Origin of the sequence: Bradyrhizobium sp. 149, from assembly GCF_023073915.1 — a bacterium.
In the GTDB taxonomy this organism is placed as follows: Bacteria; Pseudomonadota; Alphaproteobacteria; order Rhizobiales; family Xanthobacteraceae; genus Bradyrhizobium.
Map to the genome: position 1 here is coordinate 12,398 of NZ_JADPKK010000021.1, position 12,027 is coordinate 24,424.

10 protein-coding genes are annotated in these 12,027 nt (G+C 60.1%); 3 read left to right on the forward strand and 7 right to left on the reverse strand.

The genetic code is table 11. From position 1 onward, the window contains the following. Positions 1-62: 62 nt before the first annotated feature. Positions 63-1,433 (reverse strand): cellulase family glycosylhydrolase, encoded by a 1,371-nt coding sequence (locus IVA88_RS17375; protein WP_247498455.1) that lies wholly within the window; start codon positions 1,431-1,433, stop codon positions 63-65. A 33-nt stretch (positions 1,434-1,466) separates the two neighbouring features. Here IVA88_RS17375 and IVA88_RS17380 point away from each other — a divergent pair, with 33 nt between their 5' ends. The 3 genes from IVA88_RS17380 to IVA88_RS17390 are packed head-to-tail and all read left to right on the forward strand — an operon-like array spanning position 1,467 to position 4,506. Beyond that, positions 1,467-2,678: a glycosyltransferase family 4 protein gene (locus IVA88_RS17380; RefSeq protein WP_247498456.1), complete on the forward strand. Its 1,212-nt coding sequence runs from the start codon at positions 1,467-1,469 to the stop codon at positions 2,676-2,678. Beyond that, positions 2,675-3,412: a class I SAM-dependent methyltransferase gene (locus tag IVA88_RS17385; protein WP_247498457.1), complete on the forward strand. Its 738-nt coding sequence runs from the start codon at positions 2,675-2,677 to the stop codon at positions 3,410-3,412. Before IVA88_RS17380 ends, IVA88_RS17385 begins: the two co-directional genes overlap by 4 nt. A gap of 20 nt (positions 3,413-3,432) precedes the next feature. Next, positions 3,433-4,506, forward strand: a complete 1,074-nt coding sequence (locus IVA88_RS17390) for a glycosyltransferase family 1 protein (RefSeq protein WP_247498458.1) — start codon at positions 3,433-3,435, stop codon at positions 4,504-4,506. A gap of 84 nt (positions 4,507-4,590) precedes the next feature. Here IVA88_RS17390 and IVA88_RS17395 read toward each other — a convergent pair whose 3' ends face one another. The 6 genes from IVA88_RS17395 to IVA88_RS17420 all read right to left on the reverse strand — a co-directional run bounded on the left by IVA88_RS17395 (position 4,591) and on the right by IVA88_RS17420 (position 12,021). Continuing rightward, entirely contained in the window at positions 4,591-5,730 is a 1,140-nt protein-coding gene (locus IVA88_RS17395; RefSeq protein ID WP_247498459.1) for an acyltransferase, read from the reverse strand. Positions 5,731-5,783: 53 nt separating this feature from the next. After that, on the reverse strand, positions 5,784-6,650 hold the full coding sequence (locus IVA88_RS17400) for a glycosyltransferase family 2 protein (RefSeq protein ID WP_346657605.1): 867 nt from the start codon (positions 6,648-6,650) through the stop codon (positions 5,784-5,786). A 226-nt stretch (positions 6,651-6,876) separates the two neighbouring features. Beyond that, the gene (locus IVA88_RS17405; RefSeq protein WP_247498461.1) at positions 6,877-7,992 is read right to left on the reverse strand and encodes a glycosyltransferase family 1 protein; all 1,116 of its coding nucleotides are present in this window, start codon (positions 7,990-7,992) and stop codon (positions 6,877-6,879) included. Between the two features lie 57 nt (positions 7,993-8,049). Further along, positions 8,050-9,495 (reverse strand): hypothetical protein, encoded by a 1,446-nt coding sequence (locus IVA88_RS17410; RefSeq protein ID WP_247498462.1) that lies wholly within the window; start codon positions 9,493-9,495, stop codon positions 8,050-8,052. After that, positions 9,492-10,718, reverse strand: coding sequence for a glycosyltransferase (locus IVA88_RS17415; RefSeq protein WP_247498463.1), 1,227 nt, complete (start codon positions 10,716-10,718; stop codon positions 9,492-9,494). The genes IVA88_RS17410 and IVA88_RS17415 overlap by 4 nt, the downstream gene beginning before the upstream one ends. Positions 10,719-10,935: 217 nt before the next feature. Beyond that, positions 10,936-12,021 (reverse strand): polysaccharide biosynthesis/export family protein, encoded by a 1,086-nt coding sequence (locus IVA88_RS17420; protein WP_247498464.1) that lies wholly within the window; start codon positions 12,019-12,021, stop codon positions 10,936-10,938. Between the last annotated feature and the right edge of the window lie 6 nt (positions 12,022-12,027).

Sequence of the window (12,027 nt, forward strand, 5' to 3'; positions counted from 1 at the left end):
CTCCCCGGCGTGCCGCGGTTGGCGCGGCACGACAGGTGCGGCAGGAAATCTGCCGACCGGTATCAGCGATCCAATGTGGCCTTGAGCTCGAATGGGGCTTTCGTCGGCAAATTGATGACCACGGGGGTGGGCCCCAGCCGTATCGTGTTCGACTTTGCTCCTTGCTGGCACAATGGCGCAAATTCCGCCTCTGTGCCGCCAGGAAGTTCGAACGTCGCCGAGGAGTTGTCTTGCGAGGTCCAGGCGATCAGCTGTTTTCCTGCCGGCGTCGTTGTCTCGATCACGAAAAGCCCGGGGAAGGGTTGCTCAAGCCTCATCGGGCCCGCGCCCTTGATGACACGAATGGCCTCGCGAGTCGCGCATGCAGCAGGTTTTGGCGCCAACGCGTAGTCGTACAGTCCGAAATTGTCTTCGAGCGCGGCGGGATCCTGACCTTGATCCTTCATTTCGTAGATCCAGGTCCCCTTTATCCAAGGCGTGGCCGCCGTCCAAAGCAGGAATTGAGCGATGTTGTTAGCGGCCGTTTGCGTGGAAATAGGGCACATCTTCGACGTCGTCGGCCATCCGATCTCCGTGACGAAGATGGGGAGGTTCGATCCGGCCGTGTCCAGCAATTTCCGCAGGGTGCTGACTTGACGTATCGCAGCCTCGGCAGTCCGGTTGGACACCTCGCGCTCGCAATGATTGTAGAGGTGGACGGACAAGCCGCTGGCACCTTCCAGAACTCCGGACCGAACGAGCGCCATGGTCCATTTCCAGTCCGGGTCCATTCCGACCGCCCCGACCAGCACCTGTGCCTGAGGCGCCACGCTGCGTATTTTGGCGACCGCTTCCTTCGCGAGGGCGGAGTAATTGGCCGCCGCGCGGGGATCGCTCGGATCGCCTTCACCAACCAGGAAAGGGCGCCCCAGCACGGCGTTCATATTCCATTCGTTCCAGATCTCGTAAATCGGGTTGCGCTTGGCGGTCGCCAGAACGGCTTTCGCCGCAAAGTCGCCGAAGCTCTTTCGGCCCACGTCGGTCAGCGGAGGCTGGCCGTCAGGAACGAGCGGATTTGGGTGACCCAGGACGAGCAATGGCCTTGCCTGAGTCTGGTCGAGAAAATCAAACAGCTTGGCTGGCTCTCGGGCAACTTGCGTTGTGGCACCGCCGGTCGCCGGCGCGGCCCGAAACAGGCTCCAGGCAAGATCGTCCCTGACCGAATCGAAGGCATCGGAACGCAACACCTGCGCGGACTTTTGAGGAGAATAGCCATATTCTCCTCCTATCCCGAAGTGCACGCCAAGACCGATCATCGGCCGCTCGGCCCGTTCGGCCAGCGGCTGCTTGCCAACCCAGAAGGATGTAGTGTGATTGGCAGCATAGATTTTGCTGAAGAGCAGGCCTGCTGCGAGGAATGCAACCGCCAACCCGATTTTCGCAGCTCGGACCATCTTCGCCTCTATTGTGTCAGGTAAAGAACGTACATGCGGATTCTCTTCGTTTCAGCCTTCTTTCCGCCCTTTGTCCAAGGCGGAGCCGAAATTTCCGCGCGCAATCTGGCGGCGTGGCTCCATGCGAACGGCCATGAGGTCGCCGTCCTGACCACAGCGCCGACAGCAGCGGATGAGGTGAGGGGGGCGATCGTTGACGGTCTCAAAGTCTGGCGCTTTCATATGCCTCGGCCGTACACTGTGTTTGAAGCGGCTCAGAAATCCGGTTTACAGAAATCCGTCTGGCATCTTCAAGACCATTTTGATCCTCGTAACGAACGGATCATGCGTCAGGTGCTCGATGAGTTTAGCCCCGATCTGGTCAATATCCACGTCCTGCAAGGCGTCGGTTGGAATGCCCTTCGCGCGATCGGTGCGAGGAACATTCCGGTCGTCGTCACGCTGCACGATCTCAGCCTCGCTTGTGTGAGGATGGCGATGTTCAAGGCCGGCCGGGAATGCGAACGTCTATGCGCGCCCTGCGCGATTTCGTCCAGAGCGAAACTCGCGTTTCTCCGCTCTGTTCCACGATTGGGATTCGTGTCGCCTTCGCTCGCCATTCTTCGCCGCTTGTCGGCGCTTCAGCCGCTCCAGGGCTGGGCCCAGGCCCATATCCTGAATCCCAACAAACCGCCGAGCCCGACCGTCGAGAGAAGCGCGTCCAGGACCGTCCGCTTCCTGTATGTCGGGCGCCTGCATGAATCGAAGGGGCTGTATGTTCTGCTCCAGGCCATCGAGCCGTTGGCGGCGCGCCATGAGTTCAAGCTGACGCTGGTGGGGACCGGCCCCAGCGAAGACGATCTCAAGCGGCGCTTTGGCCATCATCGCTGGGTCGAATTCGCCGGGCATGTCTCGGTTCAGGAAGTCACCAACCGGATGACGCAAAGCGACCTCCTTCTCGTGCCGTCCGTATGGTTCGAAAACTCGCCCGGCGTGATCATCGAAGCTCTCGGGCGCGGCCTTCCCGTCATGGGAAGCAACGCGGGCGGAATACCGGAGCTCGTGACACACGAGAAAAACGGTGTCCTTGTGGAGGCCGGCGATGTAAGAGCCTGGAGGGCGGCGATGGAAGGAATACTTGATCACCCGGAGCGTCTCGACGCGTACAAGGACAGCGCCGACGCTGCCATCCAAGAATTCGATCAGGACACTTTGGGGCGGCGAGTTGTTGCCTTCTACGAAAAAGTGAGGACGCAACCGGCATGAATTCCACCTCGACAGAGCAGCCGGTGGCCGGCGCAACAAGCAGGTACAGGCAGGACGGCTACGCGGTCGACAATCCGGAATGGCACGAGGAAGACGCGCCGTGGAAGGCTGCGCATATCCGGACGATCCTGCAGCGTAACCACATCCAGTGGAGGACGCTTGCCGACATAGGCTGCGGGACGGGTGCGATTGTTGGAGTTCTCTCCAAGCACTACCCGCAATCGAGAATGGAAGGATTTGAGGTCTCGCCCTATGCTCACGACCTGTCGCGCAAACGGGCGTCGGAAAACCTGAGCTTCAGCATGGAGAATGCTTTCCAATGTGGGAAGCAGTTCGACGTGGCCATGGCGATTGACGTGGTGGAGCACGTGGAAAATCCCTTTGAATTCCTCAGGGCGATGCGGACGATGTCTCGTTGGCAGGTCACCCACATTCCGCTCGACATGAATGCTCTTGCGGTCGGGCGCGGTTGGGTGTTGCCCGAAGCCCGTCGCTCGCTGGGGCATATCCATTATTTCTCCCGGGACAGCGCGTTGTCGATGATCGCGGAATCCGGCCTGGAGACAATCGACAGCTTCTATACGGCCTGGGCCATCGACCAATCGTACAAGACCTGGAAGAAGCGGTTGGCCGCGTGGCCACGGCGCTTGGCGTTTCGTGCCGCTCCCGACGCCACGGTTCGACTTGTGGGCGGATGGTCCCTCATGGTTCTCAGCCGTTCGACCCTGGCGTAAGCCCGCGAAATCATTGAAACATGGCTGATGTCTTCCTGAACGGACGGTTCCTCTCACAATCACTGAGTGGTGTTCAGCGATTTGCCGCGGAAATCGTCAGGGCAATCGATCAATTGATCGATCGGCAGCAACTGCCTGCTCGGCTGAGCGATGCAAGCTGGACCCTCCTGGTGCCTTCGAATGCCGAGGAGCGTCTGGCGCTGAAGCACATCCGCATCGAAAGGGTCGGAACGCGAACTGGACATGCCTGGGACCAGATCGATCTCGCAATGGCGGCGCGTAACGGTACGCTCATCAGCCTCGCCAATTCCGGGCCCGTGCTCCATCGTCGGCATCATATCGTGGTTCACGATGCGCAGGTCTTTCGCCATCCCGAGTTTTTCGGCCGCACGTATGCGTCCTTTCATCGCCGCCTTGGACGGCTCTACGCGAGGACCGCGAACCTCATCACCGTATCAAGGTTCTCCCGGAGCGAGCTCTCGGCTGTCCTCGGTATCCCGTCCTATGCCATCACGGTCTGCTCGAACAGTGCGGAACATCTGGCCGGGGTCAAACCGGACTCTTCGATACTCGAGCGGTTCGAGCTCGGGCCGGGCAAGTATTTCCTGGCGATCGGGTCGACGAAAAAGAACAAAAATATCCGGCTCGCAACCGACGCGATCAAGTCGATCCCGGTATCCCATCGGCTCGTGATCGTCGGTGCGGAGGATGAGCGCGTATTCCGGCACTCCGATCAGATCGCCGATGAACGAGTGGTGCGTGTCGGGCACATCTCCGATGAGGCGATCGCCGCACTGTATCAGCACGCGGCGGCATTGATCTTTCCAAGCTTCTATGAAGGCTTCGGCGTGCCGCCGCTGGAGGCGATGCTATTCGGCTGCCCGGTGATCGCTTCGGACATCGCCGTGCTGCGCGAAATTTGCGGTGACGCGGCCGAATATTGCAGTCCGAACGATGCAGGCCAATTGTCGCGTCTGATGCTCGATCGGATCGAGAAGGGACCGCTGTCTGCAGTCGAGCGACAACGTCAGGCGGGCCGGCTGGCACAATATACCTGGACCTCCTCGGCTCTTGCGTTGCTGAATTCGATATAGTCGCGTCTCATGCCGCAGGCGCGCGGCGAGCGGCCCGACGCAGCAACCGCGATCTGAACCGCCCCAAAGAAGCGAGAGCGAATATTAGTCGGACGATGGTGCCGGTATCTTGCGTTCGGCAATTTGCGGAGCGCGTCCCTGATAGTTCGAGGCGACCGTCGCGGTCCTGGCGGGAACGAACAGGTTCTGCATCGAGCGGGCATTCAGCAGGGGGGCTTCTATTAGCCGATGGAAAGCGAAGGCCGTCAGCTGGCAGATGACCAGGATCGCCACAAAATACACGGCGTGCGGCACTGCTATCGACTGGTCGAGTTTGACCGCGATCTTCACGAGCAGCGAGATCAGCGGATAATGGATGAGATAGAGCACATATGAAGCCGCTCCTGCCTTCTCCAGCGGGCCAATTTGCCGGTTCAGGTACGGCATCGAACACACGCCGTAGATGATTCCCGCCGCGCCAAGCCCGAACAGCAGGAGCTCGGCCTTTGCGGGAATCTGCTTCGAGATCCCGAAGTAGAATGTGACGGCGAAGACGATCAGGCCGGCGAAAAGGAAGAATGGGCCGCTGGCGGAATATCCGCGAACATAGAGCCACGCAATGCCGACTCCCGCCAGGAAAAGCAGGTGGTTGTTGTTGAAGATGAAATCAATCAACCAGCCTTTCCCGTCGAACAGAGCGAGAGGCAGGCCGGCAAGGCCCCAGGCGATCAGAAGGCCGAAACCGATTTTTCGGTTCCACAGGAAGACGGCGAACATCGCGTAGAACAGAATTTCGTGGCGAAGTGTCCACTCCGTAGCCAGGATAACCTCTTCCTTCACGGGCAGGATCAGGAGCGACAGGATGACGTCGCTGCCGCTCGGCCCTCTCGTGGAAAAGCCGAGAAACGACAGGATGATCAGGGGAACGAGCACGATCCAAAGCGACGGATAGAGGCGGCGAAAGCGTTTTGCCACGAACCGGGCGATGGCGCTGCCGTTGCCCTCGAGATCGCGATGATGCGCCAGGTAAATGACGAAGCCGCTCAGGACGAAAAATAGCTGAACGCCCGAATGGCCCGCCTTGAACAATGGAAACGTGCCGACGCCGAAATACTTCGGCATCAGCATGGTCACCTCGCAGTGATAGGCCACGACGAGCAGTGCCGCGATGCCACGGATCCAGTTCAACTGCAGCAGTTGTCCTTGCCGTGGCACCTTGGTTTCTCTCGGAAGTTCGGGTTTCATGAAAGATGACTTCCCTCGTCAAGTCGCAGCGTGAGAATGCCGATGCCTGAAGCTCAGCCCGTGCGCTTGGTGATCCTGTCCACGCCAGGGGGCCGGAACAGCGGCACGGCAAAGCGCGACTTGAACAGAAGGAGGCTGCGAATGTGCGTCCTTCCTGCGAATGTGAGAGGACCGGCGGCGCTCGACCGCTGATGGTCGTGAACGAGCTTCGCTCCGGGGATGCCTTTGATCGTGTGTCCCGCCCGCCAGAGACGAGCGCAGAGGTCGACGTCCTCCATGTACAGGAAATAGCTCTCGTCCATTCCCTGGATCTGCTCATATGCGGTGCGCCGGACGACAAAGCCCGTCCCCATCACCCATTCCGCATCGAACGGCTTTCCGGTCTCCCAAGCGTCCTTCATCAGGTGCTTTTCGGTGCGCCCGGGCACCATGGCTCCGATCCAGTCCACGCGCCGGGCAAGAACGTCGAACATCGAGTAGAAGCGCCGGGCCGAGAATTGCCGGCTTCCGTCGGGATTGACGAGGTCAAGCCCGACCAGGGCGGTTTCGGGATTCCGCTCCATGAAGTCAACAACGGGAGCGACGCTGTTGAACTCGAAATAGGTGTCGGGATTCAGGACGAGAAGATAATCGGCGGTGGTTTTCGCAACGCCCAAATTCACGCCGGCTCCAAAACCGCCATTGCGGTCGGCGACGACCGTTCGAACGTCGGGCAGAGCCTTGCGCACTTCGTCGATCGAGTTGTCGCCGGAACAGTTGTCCACGACCAGCACGCTGTCCGGATCCACCACGCCATGCTCGAGCATCGATTTTACGCAGCGAATGGTCAGTCGAGCGGTTCTGAAGTTGACGATGACCGCCTGGAGCTTGCCAGAACTGCTCATCGGGCGGGATTCCTGCAGAGTTGAAGGCTTAGTCATGCAAAAACGTGCTCGCTATGACAAGCCGCGTCCATGGTGGGATCGCCGCCTCCGTGTGACGTCACAACTGCTGCTGATCCTTTGCATGGGTTCCGATTTTCCTGGATGTGCTCGGCGGCTCTTCTCGGTCTTGATGCGGTCATATCATAACTTTCCGAATGACCCCCGTCACAAACTCAGCCGGAGAGCCTCTATTTTCAGCGAGAATCTGCACGAGTAACATGCACTAATCCAGATTTTGGAGAAGCGACTGCGCAACTCTGTGAGGTGCGAACGCCTCTCGGACTTCGGCGACGGTCTCTGCGGACAGACGTTTGCCGGAATTCAAAGATGCGGTCATCTGTTCCGCCCATGCGTCGACATTGGTCGGATCGGCGACGTATTCCGCCTTGCCCAGGGTTGCTTCGGGAAGCGATGTCACGCCGCTGACGAGCGTCGGGACGCCGAAGCCCATCGCCTCCGCTGCCGGCATGCCGAAGCCCTCGTAGAGAGAGGGCAACACGAAGAGCCTTGCGTTTCGGTAGAGTTCGCCGAGATCTGCATCCGACAATATACCCGTCATCACGATGCGGGCCGCGGTCTTCTCACTCGCGTTTTCGCGTATCAGGCGCATCTTCTCGTCCGAGGCCTTGCCGGCGAGATACAGTTCGATCTCAGAATTCGATTGGGCCGCCCGACTGAAAGCCTTGATGAGGACTCCCAGGTTCTTGTGCGGGAAGGGATGGCTGACGGTGAGGATGTAAGGCCGGCCCGCGAGCTTGCGGGTTGGCTCGCCGACTTCGCCCTGTTCGAGCCTGGCCCATTCGATGGCGTTGTAGATGACCTTGCACTTGTTGGCCGCCGCGTCTCCGAAATGGCGTCGAACGTATTCCTTCTCGGAATTGGAGATCAGGAATACGAGGTCCGCCGTCTGAAACATGCGGGGAAGATAGAAGTCGAGCCAAGCCTTCCTCTTGCTGGAATGGTACTGCGGCAGCACCTTGTACTGAATGTCGTGGAGGATCACGGCCGACCTCGCGCGGCTGCCGGGGCGCCGCGGCGGAAGGAAATAGTTCGGATAGACCGCCCAGCCGTTCCCAGACCTTCGCCATTCGAACAGAAGTTCTTCGGCGAAGCGGCTGTTCTTGCCAGGAAGCGGGTATTGCCGCTGCTGCGCGATCGCAGGGTTTTTCGCCATCCACCGCAGAAACTCGGGCGACAGGCGGCCCGGATCGGAAAACGCGAGCGTCAGCGCGGCCTTCGCCTTGTCGAGCCCGTGAATGAGGTTGTAGATCGCCGATTCAGTGCCGCCGATCTTGTGGTGATGTATTGCAAACAGCGGAATGGTGAGTTCAGTGGACATTGCTTCGCTTGATTTTGATCGTGCCAAGAACAAGCTGAGGTCGGTTTCGCGACAACATCAGTTGAGCACCCGTATGGTGATCGGTGCGGACGCATCGACGTCGTAGACGATCGGAGTCGGCTCCACATCGCCTTGAGGGCCCGCGGCTGGCGCGGTCTCGTCGCACATCCGCCGTCCCGATGCGTCAGGCAGGTTCGTCAGGGCGTATCGTGCCTTCACGGTCGAGCCCGAGGACCAGAGAACGACGCTTTGCCGCGCGCCGCGCCGCGCCCTGAAAACGAAGACGTCCGGAAGCGGTTCCTGGATGTCGACGTGATCGGCCGAGCGAACCAGATCCGTTGCTTTACGCACGAAGCAAGCGGCCGGCTTCGGCTCGTCGTTGAACGTGAATAGCCCGAAATTGTTTTCTCTGTCCGTCGGACTGGAACCGATGTTCTTCAATTCATGCACCCAAATGCCCTTGATCCAAGGTATGGCGGCGCTCTGCATGATGAATTGAGCGAAATTGTTGCCAGCAACCAGGGGCATGACACCGCACGGTTCATTAGAGGTCGGCCAGCTGAATTCGGTGACGTAGATCGGCGTGACGGCGCCGCCACGGTCCTGCATCAGTTCCTGTTGCAAACGCTTGACCCGGCCGATCAGTTCGCTGGCGGTTCGGTTTTGCGGTTTCAGGCAATGGTTGTAGAGATGAACGGACAGGCCATCGGCGCCGTTCAGGGCGCCGTCGCGGACAATGGCCCTTGTCCATTTCCAGTCGGTATCGTCCCCCACCGCGCCGATGATCACCTGAGCATGTGCATTCGCGCTCTTGAGGGCACGAACTCCGGAATTCGCGATGCGGACATAGTTGGCCGCGGACCGGGGGTCGCTGGCCGGTCCTTCGCCGACCAGTCTCGGCAGACGGATCCCCGTCCCGATGTCGATATTCCACTCGTTCCAGATCTCGTAGATCGGATCGTATTGCCGTGTCAGCTCGACGACTTTCTTGAGGTAGGCATCGAATACGCCAAGCGCATCGTCGGAGATCGGCGGCACACCTCCCGGCACGGATGAGTTTGCGGCCCCGACATTGAGGACGGGCTTCAACTTCGTTTGGGGGAGAAAATTCATCAGCCGCTGCGACTTGACTAGGACCGGCCCTTGAGGCGGAAAGCTGAAGGACTGCCATGGCAGATAGTCGCGATATGATGCAGCCCCGATCTGCGCCAGCTCGTGCAGCGCCGTGGTTGCAGAGTCGTATCCGAGCGTGCGTACGAGGCCGAAATGGATGTTTGATCCTATCAGCAACGGGGCTGCCGGATTAGCGCGAGCGACCGGCGGCAGAGTGACGGTTTTCTCCGCGGCCGTAGCGCGGTCGGCGCCGAAAATCGTGATGCCGCACAGCAGGCACCATGGAATGGCACGGCGCAGCACCGAAGAGAACGGCACGCCGGTGCGTGCCGGATACGACGATGCAGGCTCATGGGCAGGCTTGCCGCTCAAAATTCTCGTGGACTTCATTGGCTCGCATGCCCGCGGAAGTTGCGAATCTCGTCGATGAACTTGAGGTATTTCGCGCCCAGAAAGTCCTGATCAAACTCGCGAGCGCGGCCCATCGCATTGGCCTGGTAGCGGCGAAGCGTGTCGCGATCAGACAAGACCTTTTCGAGGCCGGCGCGCCACGCCTGGACGTCTCCCGGAGGCAGCAGCAGTCCCGTTTCATCGTGCTCGACCAGTTCGGGGATTCCACCGAAGTTGCTGCCGATCACCGGAACGCCCACGCCGAGGGCCTGAATGACGACGCCCGGCGAGTTCTCCAGCCAGATCGACGGAATGCAAAGCACGTCGCTCGTCGCGATATGATTGATGGCCTCCTGCAGGGGAACGTGACCCGTGAAGCTGATCCACGAATGATGACCAAACCTCTTGCGTAGGGCGGGCTCATGCCCGCCGCCGCCGACGATCGTGAAGGTGAACGGCCAGCGATCCACGAGCCCCTCGGCGGCTTCCAGCAGAACATCGATTCCCTTGGCCTCGTGCAGCCGTCCGGCGTAGACGAAGCGGACCGCCTCCGACTCGACGCGCTGGACTGTCGGCGACGGGTACTTGTTCGCGTTGAGAATGTGCGCGGTGGGAAATCGCTTGAGCGGCTGAAACTCGGCATTCCGCTCGAGATTGGCGCGCGACGGTGAGCAGAAGCCGATTCTGCGCATCGACAGAATTCCGCGCCGCTTCACGCCCGCCGACAGTTTGCACACGCCGCACTGCCTTTCGCAGGTCTTTCCGTCGACGAACATCGTCAGCCGCAGGCAGGACAGCGCCAGGTCCGGCATCACGTACATCATCGGGAGATCGCGCTTGGCGAACTCCTGCAGAACGTTGTGTCCGATGCCAGTCAGATAATGCACGTTGCAGAAGTCGGGTTTGAAATCGTCGAGCACGCGGCCGACGATGCGCGAATTTCTCGGGTCCAGGTGATCTTGCAGATGCCACAACGGCTTCAGGTAGGTCTCGTCGACGCGCCCCTGTTTGTAGATCGGGTATGGGCGCGGCATGTAGATGCTCCAGATTCTCATGCCATCGACCAGCTGGCCGAACTTCTCTTCTTCGCGAGACTTTGCAGCCGTGAGTACGCCGATTTCATGTCCCTGCTTCTGGAGCCAGGAAGAGAGGTTGAAAGCAGAGATTTCAGCACCGCCGAGCACATTCGGAGGAAACATGGCCGAGACGACCAGAATGCGCATACGTTCAAGCTCCAAATGAACAGCGGATCGGATTCGTTTAACTGCGGACCCAGCGCCTTTTTATGACGTACTCAGGCCATCTTGCAGTATCCAGGCCAAATGCCCGGCTCGCCGCTGAGTCACAACGAAGGCAGCCGGGCCGCGCACAACCCGGGAGACATCGGAAGCGGCGCTGCAGGATTGCAGCGCCGCGTGCCCGGTACCAGTCTGGTGTCTGTTATCTCGTCAGTGTCTGAACGTTAATAGCCGTATCCGTTCCGGCGAGCATGAGCGAGAAGAACTTGATCAGCTCTGTGCTCGGCGATTCAGACACCACGATGGCATCGTGATCTCGGATCTGGAAAGAGTCGGCGAAGAACAACCCGTCCGGCTTGCTCCAGTCAAAGTTGTACACGGTCGGAACCAGCTCGCCGGGGAAGCGTTCGACGTCGATCCCGGCGGACTTGAGCAGATTCCGCGGCTCGAGACGAAGAACATAGACCGCAGGTGAATTGGCGCGAGTGCCGTCGAGGCCGCCGGCCTTCGCAATCGCTTCAGCCAACGTCATCCTGTCGTTTTCGAACGTGAACCTGCGATTGTTGGTGCCGCCGATCGAGCCGGGCGAGGGCGTCGATCCGAAGACCATGAACACCCGCGGCTCCCGTGACAGATAGACGACGTCGCCCGGCGCAAGGAAAGAGTCCTCTTCGGGATGACGCACGATCGAACTCATCGTTTCCGTGTACGTCTTGCCGCCTCGCTTGATCCGGACCTTCGTTTCCCACGATGGATATTTCGGACCGCCCGCGCGCGCGATAGCGCCCATCACGCGAATTCCGCCCGGATCGACCGGGAATCTGAGCGGCGCATTGACCTCGCCGAGCACGCTGATCTGATTGCCGCGCTGCTCGACGACGGAAACGACCGCCTGCGGATCGATCGCGCGGTTCTTGATCCGCTCGCGAACGATGTCGGCCACCGCACGGGCAGTCAGCCCGGCGGCCTTGATCGTGCCTGCGTAAGGTACCGTGATGTTGCCGGATTGGTCGACCTGCTGGCGAGGTATGTCGACGAAGTTACCAGGCCGGACGCTGGCCTCCCGCGGAATGAAGAGGCCGCCCGATTGGGCTTCGAACACGGTCACGGTGACGATGTCGCCGACGCCGATGGTGATGTCTTTGTAATTTCCACCAGGCAGGTTGCGGAAATTGCCGCTGACATGGTCGCTGATCGAATTCGCCGACTTCAGAATATTCGGATCCACCGCGAGAAGCGCGTAAGGCACCGGCGGACTGGGCGCGACCGTCAGCGCCGCATTTGACACGACCGA

Bases quoted from the DNA above. Each gene is read 5' to 3' on its own strand.
- IVA88_RS17400 (WP_346657605.1), bottom strand. From the start codon at position 6,650: ATGACTAAGCCTTCAACTCTGCAGGAATCCCGCCCGATGAGCAGTTCT.
- IVA88_RS17415 (WP_247498463.1), bottom strand. From the start codon at position 10,718: ATGCGCATTCTGGTCGTCTCGGCCATGTTTCCTCCGAATGTGCTCGGC.
- IVA88_RS17405 (WP_247498461.1), bottom strand. From the start codon at position 7,992: ATGTCCACTGAACTCACCATTCCGCTGTTTGCAATACATCACCACAAG.
- IVA88_RS17390 (WP_247498458.1), top strand. From the start codon at position 3,433: ATGGCTGATGTCTTCCTGAACGGACGGTTCCTCTCACAATCACTGAGT.
- IVA88_RS17375 (WP_247498455.1), bottom strand. From the start codon at position 1,433: ATGGTCCGAGCTGCGAAAATCGGGTTGGCGGTTGCATTCCTCGCAGCA.
- IVA88_RS17395 (WP_247498459.1), bottom strand. From the start codon at position 5,730: ATGAAACCCGAACTTCCGAGAGAAACCAAGGTGCCACGGCAAGGACAA.
- IVA88_RS17385 (WP_247498457.1), top strand. From the start codon at position 2,675: ATGAATTCCACCTCGACAGAGCAGCCGGTGGCCGGCGCAACAAGCAGG.
- IVA88_RS17410 (WP_247498462.1), bottom strand. From the start codon at position 9,495: ATGAAGTCCACGAGAATTTTGAGCGGCAAGCCTGCCCATGAGCCTGCA.
- IVA88_RS17380 (WP_247498456.1), top strand. From the start codon at position 1,467: ATGCGGATTCTCTTCGTTTCAGCCTTCTTTCCGCCCTTTGTCCAAGGC.